Annotated in this window: 4 protein-coding genes; 3 read left to right on the top strand and 1 reads right to left on the bottom strand. The window is 62.7% G+C overall.

The features are described 5' to 3' along the window. Positions 1-375 precede the first annotated feature (375 nt). The 3 genes from VJ464_18520 (at position 376) to VJ464_18510 (ending at position 19,134) form a co-directional block, all read left to right on the top strand. Positions 376-6,486, top strand: coding sequence for an HYR domain-containing protein (locus tag VJ464_18520; GenBank protein ID HKQ07129.1), 6,111 nt, complete (start codon positions 376-378; stop codon positions 6,484-6,486). 686 nt (positions 6,487-7,172) lie between these two features. After that, entirely contained in the window at positions 7,173-17,009 is a 9,837-nt protein-coding gene (locus tag VJ464_18515; GenBank protein ID HKQ07128.1) for an HYR domain-containing protein, read from the top strand. 271 nt (positions 17,010-17,280) lie between these two features. Then, positions 17,281-19,134 (top strand): carbon starvation CstA family protein, encoded by a 1,854-nt coding sequence (locus VJ464_18510; GenBank protein ID HKQ07127.1) that lies wholly within the window; start codon positions 17,281-17,283, stop codon positions 19,132-19,134. Here the strand turns inward: VJ464_18510 and VJ464_18505 are convergent. Next, complete coding sequence (locus tag VJ464_18505; protein HKQ07126.1) at positions 19,100-19,645, bottom strand: AAA family ATPase; 546 nt, start codon at positions 19,643-19,645, stop codon at positions 19,100-19,102. The two genes, VJ464_18510 and VJ464_18505, sit on opposite strands and share 35 nt — an antisense overlap. Positions 19,646-19,657: the final 12 nt, after the last annotated feature.

Here is a 19,657-nt window from a genome sequence, read left to right as displayed (position 1 = left end):
CAGGGCGGGTGAACGACCTCGATGTCTCGCCGGGCAGGCTGCGCCGCTGACTTTACTACGCGCCGCTGAAGTCCTGTCCGACATGGCGAACCACGGCCATCTCTGGCCTTTCCGCCAAGGGCTTCCGGTAACAGCAGTATCACTTGCATCTGTAGGTTCGATTTCAGTATAGTCACCGCGTCGCTCTTTCAGTTTGTAGCCGAATCCGAAAGACCAGCGTACCCGGCTCCTCCGTAGCCTTCGTGCAGCGGCTCTGTCACGACGTGCGGCCTCTTTCGGGTAGATGATTCATCTTCAATTTCTCCATGCCTTGGCTTTAAGCGTGCAGCTTCAACCCAACGGCTATTCGTAACTTTGCCCACAAGGAGTGTCGTCATGCCTAAAAACTTCGCCTCTCTCAACCGCCTTCTGATATGTGGATTCCTCTGTCTCTTATTCGTTTGGGTGCTGCCCGGCGTGTCGAGCCGGAGCGACACGTCGCGCTCAGATTTGCTCCGCGCCGATCAAGCCCGGCAGCCGCGTCAGCTCGCCGGAGCCTTTGCGACAGCGCGCAACGGCGCGGCCCCGATGCGAAGCAGCTTAGCCGATTTGCGGGCAAGCCGGGCGCTGCGAGCCGCGGCGACCGCGCCACTAGCGGCACTCGTGTCAGCGACCAAGAGTTACCAGTTGGACACGGACGTTGACGGCGATACAAAAGCAGATCCCGGCGACACGCTGAAGTACACCGTGACGATCACCAACAGTGGGTCTGACCCGGCTACGGACGTGATGTTCTCTGACACGATTGATCCGAACACCACGCTGGTCCCCGGCTCGGTGGTGGCTTCTCCGGTTGCCGCCAACGACGCCTACCAAACCATCGGCAATGTCCACATACAGGTCCCGGTCGCGCAAGGCGTCATTGCCAACGATGTCAACCCGGGCGGCGGCACACTGGCCGTCACCCAGGTCAACGCGACGGCGGTCCCGGGCGGCGGCAGCGCCAGCGCGAGCACCGCAAACGGCAGCGTCACGATGAGCAGCGACGGCAGTTTTACCTACACGCCGAACGCCGGCTTCACCGGCGCCACCGATTCGTTTACTTACACGCTCGGCAACGGCAGCGGCATGACCGATACGGCAACCGTCACCATCAACGTCAGCGGAATGATCTGGTTCGTTGATGACAACGCGGCGGCGGGCGGCAACGGCACCTTGGCCAGCCCCTACAATTGTTTGGTCGGCGTGGGGTGCTTCGACCCCGCGGCCAATGACCAGGCGGGCGATAACATATTCTTATTCAGCGGCAACTATACGGGCGGGCTGACACTGCTCAACAATCAGCGACTGATCGGGCAGGGGGCGCCGGATTCGATATTGACCATAACCGGCTTGCCGACGCCGTCGGGCAACAATCTGTTGCCGGCGACGAATGGCACCGACCCGGTCATCACCACCTCAGGGACGACGGCGATCACGCTCGGTCAGGACAACCAGCTTCACGGGTTCACCGTCGGTGATACGACTGCCGCGGGAACCGACATCTCAGGCAATGGCTTCGGCACCTTGACGGTTAAAGATGTGACGGTGAACGGGACGGGGCAGGCTCTCAATCTTGCAAACGGCACGATTGCTGCCGGGTCGACGTTCGCCGCCGTAGAATCAGTTGGCAGCGTCAACCAGGGCGTGCTGCTAGACGCGGTGGGCGGCAGCCTGATGATCGCTTCGACGACCGTGACGAACGCCACAGGCATCGGCATCCTGGCGCAGAACCTGCCTCTGGGCGCGTCGGTCAATTTCGGAAACACCAGCATCACCAACCCCGACGCGGATACAATTGGCAACACAGGCGTCCGGCTGATTGATAACGCGGGCAATGTCTCGTTTGGCCAGCTCAATATCACTCCCGAAAATAACCAGCGCGCCTTGCATGCGACGAACGGCGTGGCCAACAGCGGCACGATCACGACGACGAGCGGAACCATCACCGCCAGCGGCGCGCCGGCGGTCGAGATAGACCGCACGTCCGCGGGAACGATCCCGCTCGTGATGTCGCTGACCAGCGTGTCGGCCAGCGGCGGGGTAAACGGCCTTATCCTGGACGACACCTCCGGCAGTTTCACTGTCACTGGCGACGGCGCGACGGCGAATTCCGGCGGCACCATCCAGAACACGACCGGCCACGCCGTCACCTTGACCAGAGCCAGCGGCGTGACGCTGAAATTTATGAGAATACTCCAGCCCGGCGCAAACAATGCGGCCAACGTGGGCGCCAGCGGCATCCTGGCGACCAACCTCTCCGGGACGAACTTCGTCGAGAAAAGCACAATCGAGTACGGCGCCACGGCGATCACCAGCACCTTCGCCCTGCGGATGGATAACACCAGCACCAACGGCAGCCTGACGCTCGACGCCTCGACGATTCAGAATAAGTCGGACGGCACGGCCGCTATCTCGATCTCGGCGAAGGGCAACTCGCAGATCACCTTCAACGTACAGGACAGCAATACCGCCGATGCCTTCGACATGAAATTAACGAACCTGTTCGGCAGCGGCATCATCGTTGGCGCCGGTGACGACGCCGGCTCGACCGCCACCGTCAACGTCGCTGTGTCGAACGCCAAGTTCATCAACGCGGCGGCCAACGGGGTCAATAATCTTGAGATGATCGTGCAGCAGAGCGCCGTGCTTAATTACAACGTCTCGAACAATACATTCGACACGGTGGGGAGGTCGAGCTTCATCACCGGCGTGATAAACGTCAACGCCACGGGGGGCGGGCGCATCGGCTCGGTCGGTAATCCGGCGACAATCGATGGCAACACGATCCAAAATATCGGCATAAGCTCGGCTGCGCCGGGCTACGTCGGTATCCGCATCGCGCCCGACAATTCGAGCGCCGTCACCCACAAAGTGATCATCTCGAATAACATCATCAAGAACGTCTGGCGGCAGGGCATCCTGCTCTCCGGGCGCAGTCAGGCGGTAGTGAACGCGCGCATCAATAACAACACAATCGGCACGCTGGCCGAACCGGTCGGCAGGTCGAATCGGCGCGGCGTCGAAGTCGAGACGCAGCAGAGTTCGACGATGAACCTTGAGGTAAAAGACAATCCGAGCATCGTCGGCGCGGGCACAAGCAACACCAATTCCGCGTTGCACCTCCGTTCGGGTACGGATACCCCATCGAACGCCGCGATCAACGCCACTGTCACCAACAACACGATCAAAAATAGCGCCAGCGCCGGAACCGGGGGCTGGTTCAGAGCCGAGACTGTCGCCCTCGCGCCCGGGCCGGCCAATATGTGCCTCGACCTGCGCAACAATGTGCTCAGGAACTCCGGGGACGCCGCGGACGGCACGAAGGAATTCAACCTGCTGAACAATGGTCTAGGCGGGAGTACCTTCAACCTCAACCAGAGCGGCAACACCGGGACGATTACCAGCTCAGGAACCATCGGCAGCACCGGCTCTTGCACGGCCCCGAACCTGCTGTCTATGCCCGCGGATGTTGCGGCCGCCGGTCAGGGCGTCACGGATCAATCCGTCAGCCTGGATGGCTCGTTGATCATGAACCAGATGCCTGATAACGGCGACCGTCTGTCGGAGACTCAAGTGGCGTTCATCGTGCAGGCGGCGCTCACCAGGTGGAGGGAGATGGGCTCTTCCGCTGAAGACATGGCGCGTCTGGAGGCCGTGAGGTTTGAGATCAGCGACCTGCCAGAGGGCCAAGTCGCCGTGCCGACCACGAGCGGAGCAAGGCTCGATGTGACGGCAGCCGGTCATGGTTGGTACTACGATACGACGCCGATGGAAGACGGCGAATTCGCGGTCCCGGTTCAAGGCACACATTATGAAGCCTTGGATATTAGTCCGGCCTACGGGCGAGTTGATTTGCTCACCGTCGTCATGCGTGAGCTTGGCCGCGTCTACTTGCAAGGCAAGACGCGCGTGCCGAAGAATCTGCGCTCGCTGATGGCGCCGACCCTTTCCCCGTCAGTTAGGCGGTTGCCGCTGAGCCTCTACAGAGTGAGTGTTCCTCTATCCGGAAGCGTGATCAAGTCGCCGACCGATAGCGGATCACTGGCTCAAGCGGGCGGCTCTGTCCGAAGCTACGCCTTTGAAAATAGCCGCCCGGCGATTGCGCAGTCCAATGCCGAGGGCTTCTTGATGGGGCGATCACTCAGGCACGCCGCGCTGAATCCGGCGGACGGTTACACGGCGAGCGATTACTTGGCGAGTCGCGCGCTGCGCGTCGGCACACTGGCGCCGAGCGGCGAAACCGTCTCCTTGAACATCGGCACCCTGCCTGCCGGCAAGAGCGTCACCATTATGTTCCGGGTGATGATTAATAATTCGCTGCCGAGCGGGGTCTGCTCGGTGACCAATCAGGCCCACGTGACCGGCAGCAATTTCAGCCCGGTCGATACCAACAGCGTGGTGACACCCGTTGACAGGCCGGTCGCCATCAGCGCCTGCCCGGCTGACATTGCGACGAACGCCGACAACGGACAATGTACGGCACAGGTGACTTACGCGGTGCCGACGGCATCGGGCTGCCCCGCGCCGACGGTAACGTGCAACCCGGCCTCCGGCTCGGCCTTCTCGAAGGGCGTGACGACCGTGACCTGCACGGCCTCAAACGGCAGTTCTCCCGACGCCACCTGCACCTTCACGGTGACGGTGAGTGACAATCAAGCGCCGCAGGTCGCTTGCCCGGCCAGCTTCAGTCAGAGCACCGACGCCAACGCCTGCACGGCGGTCGTCACCTATGCGACGCCGACGGCGACAGACAACTGCTCAGGGGTCGGCGCGGTGACTTGTACGCCGGCTTCGGGCACGGCTTTCCCGAAGGGCGTCAGCACCGTGACGTGCTCGGTGACGGATGCTTCGGGTAATGCCGGGAGCTGCTCGTTCACGGTGACTGTCAACGACACGCAAGCGCCGACAATCACTTGTCCGGCGAGCAGTGTTCACGACACCGACCCGAATGTCTGCACGGCTGTGGTCACCTACGCAGCCCCGACGGTCAGCGATAACTGTCCGGGAGCGGGGTCGCCGACCTGTTCTCCGGCCTCCGGCTCTTCCTTCCCGCGGGGCGTCACGACAGTGAATTGCTCGGTGACGGATGCGTCGGGTAATTCGGCTAGCTGCTCGTTCACCGTAACGGTCAGGGACACGCAGGCGCCGACCATCAGCGCGTGCCCGGCCAACATCAGCACCGTGTCGAGCGGCGGCTGCGAGGTCATCACTTACACTTCGCCGACGGCGACCGACAATTGCGGCAGCGCAACCGTCACCTGCACGCCGCCTTCGGGCTTCTGCTTCCCGGCAGGCACGACGACCGTGACCTGCACGGCCTCTGACTCAAGCCCCGACAGCCCGGATTCGAGCTGCTCGTTTACGGTGACGGTGGTGCCTTGCACCATCAGTTGCCCGGCGAACATCACGGTTGGCAACGACCCGAACCAATGCGGCGCGGTGGTCAGCTTCTCGCCGACCACCAGTGCCGGTTGCGGCACGGTCGCGTGTTCGCCGGCTTCAGGTTCATTCTTCCCGGTCGGCACCATGACCGTAACCTGCACCACGCAGACCGGGCCGGCGTGCAGCTTTAGCGTGACGGTCAAGGACACGCAAGCGCCGACCATCGGCGCCTGCCCGGCTAACATCAGCGTCGTGTCGGGCGGTGCCTGTCAGGTGGTCAACTACACGCCGCCGACGGCCTCGGACAACTGCGGTTCAGCTTCGGTCGCCTGTACGCCGCCGTCGGGCTTCTGCTTCCCGTCGGGAACAACCCCTGTGACCTGCGTGGCTTCTGACTCAAGCCCCGACAGCCCCAATTCCAGCTGTTCGTTTACGGTGACGGTGGTGCCTTGCACCATCAGTTGCCCGGCGAACATCACGGTTGGCAACGACCCGAACCAGTGCGGCGCGGTGGTCAACTTCGCGCCGAGTGTCAACGGCGGCGGCTGCGGCACGGTCGTCTGCTCGCCGGCTTCGGGCTCGTTCTTCCCGGTCGGCACGGTGACCGTAACCTGCACCACGCAGGCTGGGCCGGCGTGCAGCTTCAGCGTGACGGTCCAAGACACGCAAGCACCGACCATTACGGTCACGACTCAGACTATCGAGCTGTGGCCACCCAATCACCAGTATGAAACCATCACCATGAGCCAGCTCCTGGCCAGCGCGACTGACAACTGTAGCGGCAACCTCTTCAACAGCGTTGTCATTGCGAGCGTCAGCAGCGACGAGCCGGAGAATGGCGGTGGCGATGGCAACACCGTAAACGACATAGTCATTGCTGGGAACTGCAAGTCTGTGCAACTGCGCGCCGAGCGCCAGGGCGGCGGCAACGGTCGCGTCTACACCATCGTCCTCAGGGTGAAAGACGCCGCCGGCAACGTCACCACGGCGTCGCGGACGGTGACCGTGCCTGCCAACCAGGGCCACGGCGCGGCCATCGCCGGGCCCGGGCCGGGCTACACCGTCAACGGCACGTGCCCTTAACTCGCTGAGCTATGGTCTGTGAGGCCGCTAAGGCGGCCTCACAGACCGTTTATCAGTGGCCCGGAACGAATCGTCGAAAGGCTTGTTCATTCACAAGCAGTAGAAGGCTGTAAGGTGTAGGGCCGGTCGTGTGCCGCGACCGGCCCGATTACCGCTAGCGGGCATGGCGGCGGGCAAACTTGGTTGGTCATTGTACCAAGCCAGGTTGCTTAAAATACGCCCATGCCCTTTCTTTGCTGGCGCGCACCATGAATTTTAGTTTGGCAAGTCACGCGATTTTCTAGTATAGTTTTCGCGTCGCTTTTCAGGTCGGGCCCGAGTCGGCGACGTTGCCCGGTTGGTTCCCTCGCTCTTACGAGTGATACCGTTTTTAAGATGATTGCTCTTTTAGCCGTGATGTGCCGCTCGCAGGTTGAGAACCAGTTGAAAGTCCCCCCAGTGCTGGTTCAATATCCGATGGTCAAGGTTCATAGCCGCGAGCCGATAGAATTCTGTGCCTCTAGGCTAAGCAATGTCTTTAACCGGCAGACGCCGCCTGCCCCTATCTAAGAAGTTCAAGCCGCATGATGTGTCGCGCCCGGTGTGGTCTCAGGTGTATGCGTCTATTCGGCTAAATTATGGAATCGAACCGTCGGCTGCTTCCGCCAGGCCGCAGCCCGTTTGCTTTACCTTCAAGGAGTGTCGTCATGCTGAAAACCTGCGCTCGCGCGATCCGCTTTTCCTTCCTGGGACTGTTGGGCCTGATTTACATTTCCGCCTTGACCAGTTCGTCGAGCTGGACCGGCCCGTCGCGCGCCGACGTGCGCAACCCGCGCTCCGCGCCGTCAGCCGACGCGACCCTCGATGGCAGCCTTTCCCGGCAGCCTGAGAGCCTCTTGATGAAGGGCAAAGCGAGCGGACCAGGAGGCGGTGTGTCCACCCCCTGGGCGAGAGCGGCAATCAAAGCCTCGCTGGCCAGCCCGATGGTTGCCACAGTCACCGCGACCAAGACGGCGACGATTGTCGGCGACGATGGCGATGGCAAGGCCGACCCCGGCGAAACCATCATGTACACAGTCACCATCACCAACAACTCGGGCAGTGCGCTCAACAACGTCGTCTTCTCCGACATGGTCGATCCGAACACAACCTACACGGCGGGTTCGCTGGCGGCTTCGCCCATCGCCGTAAACGACACGTACAACACCATTGGTAACGTGCCGATCACAATTTCCGCCGCGCAGGGCGTCATCCAGACCAACGACCTCAACCCGAACGGCAGCGGCACACTCGAAGTGACGAAAATCGGCGCGACCAATGTCCCCAGCGGCGGCATGGCGACGGGCGCGACCACCAACGGCGGCAGCGTCACTATGCACAGCGACGGCAGCTTCGACTTTACGCCCGCCGTCGGCTCGACTGCCAATGACACCTTCATCTACACGCTCGGCAACGGCACGGGCAAAACCGACACGGCGACTGTGACCATCAACATCGCTGGCAGGATATGGTTCGTCAACAGCGCGGCGGCAACTAACGGTGACGGGCGGCTGAATACGCCATTCAAGTTCTTGACCGGTGCGGGCAGCGCCGACACGGTTGACGCCGCCAACGACGTGATCTTCCTTTATACATCCGGCACGAACTACACGGGTGGCATCACGCTGAACAACGGCGAGATCATCATTGGCCAGGGCGCGAGCCAATCCATTCTGACGATAACCGGGTTCACGGCGCCATCGGGCAGCAACCTGCTGCCGGCGACCGGCAACGCCAGTGACCCGATCATTACGACGGCGGGCACGACCGCGATTACGCTGAACAATACTGGCGCCAGCGGCACCAATGGCCTTTACGGTTTCACCGTCGGCGACACGGGCGCTGCCGGCACCGACATTGCCGGCGCGACCTTCGGCACGGTGACGATCAAAGACGTATCGGTCAAAGGCACGGGCCGCGCGCTCAGTCTCGCGACCGGCACCATCGCTTCCGGGTCAACCTTCGATTTGATCGAAACGACCGGCGGCGACAGCAATGAAGGTGTAAAGCTGGCTACGGTCGGCGGGTCGTTTACCTCGACGACGACCAACATTGTCAACCCAACCCTCACAGGTATTGATGTGCAGAGCGCGCCCGCTGGCAGTAGTTTCAGTTTCGGGGGGACGACCGTCAACAAAGGCTCGACATCAGGGACCGGCTTGAACCTGACGACGAACTCCGGGACGATCTCCTTCTCGTCGCTCGCCGTTACCACCAGCGCCGGAGTTGGCCTGACGGCAAGCGGCGGCACGGTCAATGTCACCACCGGCTCGATTACTTCAAACGGCAATGCCAATGCGTCTCCGGGGGCTGCCCTGAATATTACCGCGGCGACCACCCTCGGAATGACGTTCACGACCGTGTCTTCTACTAACAGCAGCACGACGGGCATCAACCTGGTGAGCGTCACCGGCAGCCTGGCGATTACCACAACAAGCATCTCGAACTCAAGCGGGGTGGGCATCTCGGAAACCGGTTCCAGCGCAAATGTCAACTATGGCACCACGACGGTCAGTGGTTCGGGAGGCACGAGCGTCGTGCTGGGCACCTCGGGGGCCGGCAACACCGGCACGATCACCTTCGGCTCGTTCACTCTCACGCCTGACGCGAATCAGCGGGGATTGTTCGCACAAGACAATACCAACACGATAACGATCACGAGCGGCTCGGTCACCGCGAGCGGTGCGGTCGCTGTCGAGATTACGAAGAGCAGCGGCGCCACGCCATTACAGATCGCTCTGGGCAGCGTTGCGGACAACGGTGGAGCGAACGGCATCAAGCTTAATAACATTAGTGGCAGTTTCGTGGTCAGCGGCGATGGCAGCACCGCGAACTCCGGCGGCATCATTCAGAACACCGCCAGCGTGCCCGGCACGTTGTCCCAAAACGGCACCGGCGCCGTTGATATTAGGGGCGGGCAGAGCCTCACCGCGACCTTCAAGTTCATGAAGGTTCTTGCCCCGAGCGGCAACGGCTTCATGGTGACAAACACCACCGGCACGACGTTGATCGAAAAGACCACCATCGATCACAACAACGCAAACATTACGAACTCGTTTGCCGTGCGCTTCGAGAATCACAGCAGCAATGCGACGCTGACCCTCGACGGCTGCCTCATTGACAACAAGAAGGACGGCGGTACGGCGGTCGCGGTCTCCTTGCAGGACACCGCGAACGTCACGTTCAACATACAGGACAGCAACCCGGGCGACACCTTCGACATGAAGTTCACGAACCTGTTCGGGAGCGGCGTCATCGTCGCTGCCGGTGATAACACGGGCGCGAGTGGCACCGCCACCGTCGACGTCTCCAACGCGAAGTTCGTCGCGCCTGCCGCGAACGGCGTCAATAACCTGGAGATGACTACCCAGCAGAACTCCGTGCTCAACTACAACATCCACAACAACACGTTCGACACTCCGAACGGCGCCACCTTTGCTGCCGGCATTATCAACGTGAATGCGACAGGCAGCGGGCGCATCGGCTCGCCGAACAATGCCGCGACCATACAAAACAACACCCTTTCGAATAGCGGAATTGATGATACGTTCATTGGCTACATGGGTATCCGCATCGCGCCGGACAACTGCAACCTGGACGGCAGCCCCGCACCCTGCGGCGTCAGCACGGTCACGCACCGGGTTCTGATCCAGAACAACACGATTACGAACTTCTTCCAGCGGGGCGTCTACGTCTCCGCGCGCGGCAAATCCATCGTCCAGCTCCAGCTGCTCGGCAACACCATCGGCACGCTCGCCGCCGCCGTCGGCAGGTCGAACCGCCGCGGCGTCGAGATCGAAACGCAGGCGGCCAGCAGCATCAACGCCACCATCAATGGCAACACCATCGTCAATGAGGGCACGAGCAATAGCAACTCGGCGCTGGCGATCCGCGCCGGCACCGACAACGGTGAGGGCTCTGCCAACGGAACGATCAACGCCACCGTCACCAACAACACGATCAAGAACAATACCAGTGCGGGCACCGGCGGCTGGTTCCGCGCCGAGACGATCAATCTTGGCTCGGGGGTCAGCGCAGGAAATATCTGCCTCGACTACTCGAATAACACCTTGAAGAACAGCGCCGATGTCGCTGACGCCTCGAAGGAGTTCAATCTGGTTCACAACAGCACCGGCACGTTCAACCGCCACAACGGTGGCGGCAACGTCGGGACTGAAACCATCGGCGCCGGTAGCATCGGCAGCGTCGCCAGTTGCACTTTGCCGAGCTTTGCGTCGGTGCCGTCAGAGCTTACGGCGGCCAATGTCGGCACGTCTGATGACGCGCAACCGATGGAGGACGCTTTAAGCATCGGCGATCCGAAGGCCGGCGACCCCATCAAGCTGTCGACGCCAGAATTATTATGGATGGCGCAGGCCGCGGTGGAGCGGTGGCGACAGGCCGAGATATCCGCCGACGCCCTGGCGCGACTCCAGGCCGTGACCTTCGAGCTTGCCGATCTGCCCGCCGGGCAGGTCGCGTCGGCCAATGGCACACACGTCAAGATAGACCCGACCGCCGCCGGCTATGGCTGGTACATCGACCAGTCGCCGCAAGACGACAGCGAATTCACCGTCGGCGTTCCCGGAAGAGAGTTACAGACAATCGATATCAGCTACGCCCACGACAAGATCGATTTGCTCACGGTCTTGATGCGCGAGCTTGGCAAGGTCTACCTTGACGGCAGTGCGAAGACGCCTAAGGTGTTGCGCCCGCTGATGGAAAACACGTTAGCGCCGGGCATCAGGCGCTTACCGGATGCTTCTCAGATACAATTCGTCATTACCCAACTGCCGGTCTGGACGCCGCCGGCGCGGACGACGGGCGCGCTTGACAGCTCACTGGCGGCGAATCAGGAAAGCGCGGGTCGTCGCCACGGCGCATCGGCTGGCAAGCAAATCGAGGGTGATGCGACTGCAAGCCGGGCCAATGCGGCGAAGATACCCGCGGACGTTCGTTACGCGGTGTACCACCCGGCGGCGAATCAGCCGACTGCCGCTAATGCGGTGCTGAAGTCCGGCAACGCCAACGCGGCAATCGCTTACAGAGCGAATCGCGCAAGGCGCGTGACGGCATTCTCGCCAACCGGCGGCCCGCCCGATCTTGGGCCGTTCACTTTGCCGGCGGGCGAATCGGTCATGATCATGTTCAGCGTGGTGGTTAACGCCGCCAACACCTTCCCGCCGGGCACGACGCAGGTTTGCAATCAAGGCACGGTCAACTACACAGGCGGTCCAGCGGGCGGGCTTCAGACCGATGATCCCAGTGTCGGCGGGACGGCAGATCCGACCTGCCTGACGCTCGATGCGGCTGACTTGAGCGTCACCAAGATGGCCGGCGCCGCGACGGTCTGCTCGACCAGCAACATTACCTATACGATCACCTACCACAACGCCGGCCCCGGCGCGGCGGTCAACCCGATTGTCAGCGACGTGATGCCGACGGGCACGACGCTGGTCTCGGCCACCCCGCCGGCCAACTGGAACCGCACCGATTCCGTTCCCAACGGCGGCAACGGGACGATCACCTTCACCAGGGCGTCTTCGGCCAATGGTGAAAACGCCGTCTTCACAGTTGTCGTCGGCGTTAGCGGCAGTGTCGCGGACGGCACGGTGCTGTCGAATACCGCGAACGTCACTTCCTCGACGCCCGACACCAACCCCAGCAACAACACCAGCTCGCCAGCGACGATGGTGACGGTCAAGACGCCGCCGACGACGGCGACGGTCGGCTCGAACCAGACCGTCTGCGCGCTTGGCACAACGACGGACCTGGGCGGCAACACGCCGACCAGTGGCACGGGAATGTGGACAGTGCAGAGCGGCGGCACCGGCACCTTCAACCCGAACGCCACGACGCCGGGCGCGACCTTCACGCACACGGGCGGCAGCGGGCCAATCGTGCTGCGCTGGACGATTTCGAATTCGCCTTGCGCGGATTCGTTTGCGGAAGTGACGATCACCATCAAGGCGCAGCCGACGGCAACCGTCGGCGGGCCGCAGACGATCTGCGCGCTCGGCACGACGACCGCGCTCGGCGGCAACACGCCGTCGGGTGGGGCGACTGGTACATGGTCTATCGTGACGGCGGGTGTGACGGGCACCTTTAACCCGAACGCCACGACGCCGGGCGCGACCTTCACACACGCCAGCGGCGGCATCGGTTCGACCATAACCCTGCGCTGGACAGTGTCGAATGCGCCTTGCACGGATGCCACGGCTGACGTGACGATCACTGTCAAGGAGCAACCCACGGCTTCAGCCGGTGGCCCGCAGACGATCTGCGCGCTCGGCACGACGACCGCGCTCGGCGGCAACACGCCGTCGGGTGGGGCGACTGGTACATGGTCTATCGTGACGGCGGGTGTGACGGGCACCTTTAACCCCGATGCCAACACACCGGGCGCGACCTTCACCCACACCAGCGGCGGTGTCGGCACGACCATAACGCTGCGTTGGACGGTGACGAATGCGCCTTGCACGGCTGCGACAGCCGATGTGAGCGTCACGATTAAGACAGCGCCGACGGCAACCGCCGGCGGGCCGCAGACGATCTGCGACGGGAGCACAACGGCTTCGCTCGGCGGCAACACGCCATCGGGCGGCGCTACGGGAATGTGGTCAATCGTGACCGGTGGCGCGACCGGCACCTTTAACCCCGACGCCACGACGCCGGGCGCGACCTTCACGCCGACCAGCGGCCCCGGGACGATCACCCTGCGGTGGACGGTTTCCAATTCGCCTTGCTCGCCGGCGACCGCCGATGTCGTGATTACCGTCAAGGGGCAGCCGACGGCAACCGTCGGCGGGCCGCAAACTATTTGCGCCACCGGCACGACGGCTCCGCTCGGCGGCAACACGCCATCGGGTGGGGCGACCGGTACATGGTCTATCGTGACGGCGGGTGTGACGGGCACGTTTAACCCGAACGCCACGACGCCGGGCGCGACCTTCACGCACACCAGCGGCGGCATCGGCACGACGATTATGCTGCGCTGGACGGTGACGAACGCGCCTTGCACGAGCGCCATGGCTGACGTCAGCATCACGATTCAACCGGCGCCGACGGCGAGTACCGGCGGGCCGCAGACGATCTGTGAAACCGGCACGACGACCGGGCTCGGAGGCAACACGCCGGGGGCGAATGAGACGGGCACATGGTCTATCGTGACCGGGGGTGCGACCGGCACCTTCACCCCGAATGCGACCACCCCGAACGCGACTTTCACCCCGACCAGCGGGGCAGGGACAATCACGTTAAGGTGGACGGTTACCAACTCGACTTGTAGCACGAGCGCGACGGCTGACGCCGTAATCACGGTGAAGCAACAGCCAACGGCAACAGTTGGGTCGAATCAGGGCGTCTGCGCGCTGGGCACGACTTCGAGCCTGGGCGGCAACACGCCAGCGGGCGGCGCTACGGGAATGTGGACAGTGCAGAGCGGCGGCGCGGGCACCTTCAACCCGAATGCTAACACGCCGGGCGCGACCTTCACGCACACGGCCGGCAGCGGGCCTATCGTGTTGAGATGGACAGTGTCGAATGCGCCTTGCACGGATGCCACAGCTGAATTGACGATCACCGTTTCGCAGCCGCCGACAACGGCGACCGCGGGCGGCCCGCAGACGATCTGCGCCGGCAGCACGACGGCCGCGCTCGGCGGCAACACGCCGACCAGTGGTACGGGAATGTGGTCGGTGGTCAGTGGCGGCGCGGGCACCTTCAACCCGAATGCTAACACGCCGGGCGCGACCTTCACGCACACCGGCGGCAGCGGGCCAATCGTGTTGAGGTGGACGATCTCTAACGCCCCGTGTCCGAACTCGACTGCGGATGTGACGATCACCATCACGCAGCCGCCGACAACGGCGACGGTCGGGCCGAACCAAGGCGTTTGCGCGCTGGGCACGACTTCGAGCCTGGGCGGCAACACGCCGACCAGTGGCACGGGCATGTGGACAGTGCAGAGCGGCGGCACCGGCACCTTCAACCCGAATGCTAACACGCCGGGCGCGACCTTCACACACCTGACGGGCACCGGCCAGATCGTGCTGCGCTGGACGATCTCCAACGCGCCGTGTCCTGATTCGTTCGCTGAATTGACGATCACCATTTCGCAGTCGCCGACGCCGGCAACCGCGGGCGGCCCGCAGACGATTTGCGCCGGCAGCACGACGGCCGCGCTCGGCGGCAACACGCCGACCAGTGGTACGGGAATGTGGACGATTGTCACGGCAGGCGCGACCGGCACCTTCAACCCGAATGCTAACACGCCGGGCGCGACCTTCACCCACACCGGTGGGACCGGCATGATCACGCTCAGGTGGACGATTTCGAGTTCGCCTTGCGCCAGCTCGTCCGCTGATGTGGTTATTACGGTCACGCAGCCGCCGACAACGGCAAAGGTCGGCTCGAATCAGGGCGTCTGCGCGCTGGGCACGACTTCGAGCCTGGGCGGCAATACGCCGACCAGTGGCATGGGCATATGGACAGTGCAAAGCGGCGGCACAGGCATCTTCAACCCGAACGCCGCGACGCCGGGCGCGACCTTCACCCACACTGGCGGCAGCGGGCCAATCGTGTTGAGGTGGACGATCTCCAATGCGCCGTGTCCCGATTCGTTCGCTGAATTGACGATCACCATCTCGCAGTCACCGACGACGGCGACGGTCGGCTCGAATCAGAGCATCTGCGCGTTGAGCACGACTTCGAGCCTGGGCGGCAACACGCCGACCAGTGGCACGGGCATGTGGACAGTGCAGAGCGGCGGCACCGGCATCTTCAACCCGAATGCTAACACGCCGGGCGCGACCTTCACCCACACTGGCGGCAGCGGGCCAATCGTGTTGAGGTGGACGATCTCCAATGCGCCGTGTCCCGATTCGTTCGCTGAATTGACGATCACCATCTCGCAGTCGCCGACCGTGGCGAAGGTGGGTGGACCGCAGACGATCTGTGAAACCAGCGCAACTGCGAGTCTCGGCGGCAACACGCCTTCGAGCGGCATGGGCGTTTGGTCAATTCAGAGCGGCGGCACCGGCACCTTCAACCCGAACGCTAACACGCCGGGCGCGACCTTCACCTCGACAAGCGGCGCAGGCACTTTCGTGCTGCGATGGACCATCTCAAGTGGGTCGTGTCCTGACTCATTCGCAGAGGTGACCATCACCGTCAAGCAGCAGCCGACGGCTTCAGCCGGCTCGAACCAGACCGTCTGCGCAAACGGCACGACAACGGGCCTCGGCGGCAACACGCCGGCGGGTGGCGCGACCGGCGTTTGGTCAATCCAGGGCGGCGGCACCGGCACCTTCAACCCGAATGCTTCGACGCCCAACGCGACGTTTACGCATACGGGCGGTAGCGGGCCGATCACCCTGCGCTGGACGGTATCGAACGCGCCTTGTTCGAATGCCACGGCTGATGTGGTGATTACCATCACGCAGCCGCCGACGACGGCGACTGCCGGGCCGAATCAGACCATCGCGCCGGGCGGCACGACTGCCGGCCTCGGCGGTAACACGCCGACCAGCGGCACCGGCCAGTGGACGATTGTGACGGCGGGCGCCACCGGTACGTTCAACCCGAACGCTTCGACGCCCAATGCGACGTTCACACACCTGACGGGCACCGGCCAGATCGTGCTGCGCTGGACGATCTCGAACCCGCCGTGTCCGAGCTCGTTCGCCAACGTGACGATTCAGATCGGCATTGCGCCGACGATCACCTGCCCGACCAGCCCTGTGGTCGCCAGCGCCGCCGCCGGCTCGTGCGCCGCCAATGTCACCTTTAACGTGACGGCGACCGGCGTCCCGACGCCGACGGTGACCTGCACGCCGCCTTCGGGGTCGAGCTTCCCCGTGGGCATGACGACGGTGATGTGTACGGCGAGCAATGGGGTTGCGCCTGACTCGACGTGCAGCTTCACAGTGAAGGTCAACGACACACAACCGCCAGTCTTCACCAACGGTTGTCCGGCGGCGATCAGCACGGTGACGCCGATCACCTGCCCGACCACGACGACGCAGACGGTGACCTACGCGACGCCGGCGATTTCGGATAACTGTCCGGGGGCGACGGTAGCGTGTGTGCCGCCTTCAGGGTCGGTCTTCGCGACAGGGACGACGAGCGTGACCTGCACGGCGACCGACGCTTCGGGCAACACGGCGACCTGCTCGTTCGCGGTGCGCGTCTGGACGGGCTGTCTACAGGATGAGTCGAACCCCGGCAATGTCTGCCTATTCGATGCGCAGACGGGCGATTACCAGTTCTGCTGCAACGGCGTGGTCATCGCTACCGGCACGGCCACTTTGACGGTGCGCGGCTGCATAGTGTCCTTCGACCACAGCAAGGGCAATCGCAGGGTCAAGATCACTGCCGATATGGCCGTGAAGCGCGGCACGGCGACCGTGATCATTGCCAACTTGACGACCTGCACCATCACCGATCAGAACATGGCAAACAATACCTGCGTGTGTCCGGTCGCTACGAAAGTGGCTAAACCCTGACGCTCGCAAGGCACTAGCAGCATAAACCAGCGAGGCTGGCCGTCACCGACGGTCAGCCTCATTTTTTTGGCGCGAACGCTTGCGTTGACAGTCGGCGCGGGCATCGCTTAGCATCCTTGCGCATCTCTACGCCACCATTTCAAATTGGATTGCAACATGAGGAATTTTGGATTTTGGATTTTGGATTTTGGATTGAGGGACAATGCCAAAGCCTCAATCTGCCAATCCAAAATCCAAAATCCAAAATCCAAAATCGCTTGAGGAGACCCGGATGAGCGCACTTCCCATAATGATCGGCGTGCTCTGTGTGCTGGCTATCGCTTACCGCTATTACAGCGCCTTTATCGCGGCGCGGGTGCTGGCGCTTGACGATACGCGGGAGATGCCCGCGCACACGATGAATGATGGGCACAACTACTTTCCGACGAACAAGTGGGTGTTGTTTGGCCATCACTTCGCGGCGATATCGGGCGCAGGGCCGCTGGTCGGGCCGGTGCTGGCGGCACAGTTCGGCTTCCTTCCGGGATTGCTCTGGCTGGTGATCGGCGTCACACTCGGCGGCGCCGTCCATGACTTTGTGATTCTCGTCGCCTCTGTGCGCCGCAAAGGGAAGTCGCTTGCCGAAATCGCCCGCACCGAAATCAGCCCGCTTTCAGGCGTGCTGACGGGCATCGCTATCTTGTTCATCGTCGTCATCGCGCTGGCCGGCCTGGGACTGGTCGTCGTCAAGGCGCTGGGCGAAAGTCCCTGGGGGACATTTACTGTCGGCTTCACAATCCCGTTGGCGTTGTTTATGGGATGGTATATGTACCGCTTCCGCAAGGGGCGCATCCGCGAGGCGACGATCATTGGCGTCATCGGATTGTTCTTTGCGGTGATCGCCGGCGGACGCATCGCCGAAAGCTCGCTTGCCTCGTCGTTCACCTTTTCCGAGACGACGATCACCTACATGATGGCGGCTTATGGCTTCATCGCCTCGGTGCTGCCGGTGTGGATGTTGCTCGCGCCGCGCGATTACCTTAGCTCTTTCATGAAGCTCGGCACGGTCGCGTTTCTGATCATCGGCGTCATCTTCGTCGCGCCGCATTTGCAAATGCCGGCGGCCACGCCCTTCGTCGCCGGCGGCGGGCCAATCATTCCCGGCAAGCTCTTCCCCTTCGTCTTCATCACGATTGCCTGCGGCGCGATTTCCGGTTTTCATTCGCTCATCAGCTCGGGGACAACGCCGAAGATGATGGATAAAGAGACCGACGCGCGCATGATCGGCTACGGCTCGATGCTGTTGGAAGGGCTGGTCGGCGTCGTCGCGCTGGTCGCGGCAACCTCGCTGCTGCCCGGCGATTACTTCTCGATCAACATTGACCGCGCCCGCACCGATTACTCGGCGTTCGTCGAAACGCACAGCGTCGAAGGCTTCGACCTGCACGAACAGAAGCTCGAAGAGCTGACCCAGGAGACCGGCGAAAAGAACCTGCGCGGTCGCACAGGCGGCGCGGTGACGCTTGCGGTCGGCATCGCGCAGATCTTCTCGGCTCTGCCGGGCATGCGCGGGCTGATGAAGTACTGGTATCACTTCGCCATCATGTTCGAGGCGCTGTTCATCTTGACGACGATTGACGCGGGGACACGGGTGGCACGCTTCTGCGTCGGCGAATTCATGGGCCGGCTGGATAAGCGACTGGAGCGGCCCGACTGGATGCCGGGCGCGATCTTCACCTCGTTGCTGGTGGTCTTTGGCTGGACTTACTTCATTCGCACGGGCTCTGTGTCAACCATCTGGCCGATGTTTGGCATTGCCAACCAGTTGCTCGCGGTGATTGCGCTCTGCGTCGGCACGACGGTGATTATCAATATGGGCCGGGCGCGTTATGCCTGGGTGACGATCACGCCGCTGGTCTTCGTCGCGACAACGACGCTGACCGCCGGCTGGCGCTCGATCTTCGACAACTTCTGGCGCGAGACCTTGAAGCCGGAGACCGCCTTTCGCGGCTACCTGAACACGGCACTGACGGCCATCATGATGACCTGTGTGGTGATTGTCATCATTGATTCAGTGATGCGCTGGCGGCGGGCGCTGCGAGGCCCGGCGGTTATGACCGCGCCGGCAACACAGGCCGGCGATTAGTCCAACGCGTGACCTTCACGCTCACATTCGACGCGGCGACTTCGTCCAATACCCAGACGTAGCCGAAGCCTTCGCGTGAGATCATCGGAAGCGTTTCGAGCAATAACTCATGTTGAGCTGCGATGGCGTCGTCAGGGACAACGCGCTGGCGGCGCTGGTTGCGCGCCAGGCAGACTTCGAGCGGCAGATTGAAAACAATGGCGGCGCTATTGAATCTGGCCCGTCGCGCCAGGCGCACCAGCGGGCGGCGGTCTTCGCGTTTGAGACTGGTCGCGTCGGCAATGGTCAGGCGTCCGAGTCGCAGGCGCATCTCGATAATCGAATGCATTAAATCGAAAGCGAGCGGCGTGACATTCTGATTGGCCGGATCATCGCAGATCACCGCTCGGCAATGGTCTGAAGAGACAATCTGTGTCGGCCAGAAGTGGCGGGCGGCAAAGCTCGACTTGCCGCACCCCGCCGGGCCGACCAGCAAGACGAGCGTGTTTCGCGGAATCGTGATTCTGTCCAACGGCGTTTAACA

It is taken from the genome of Blastocatellia bacterium (genome assembly GCA_035275065.1).
Taxonomy (GTDB): domain Bacteria; phylum Acidobacteriota; class Blastocatellia; order UBA7656; family UBA7656; genus DATENM01.
Note: the sequence above shows the minus strand (reverse complement) of the source record. Positions and strands in the feature narration are given on the sequence as shown.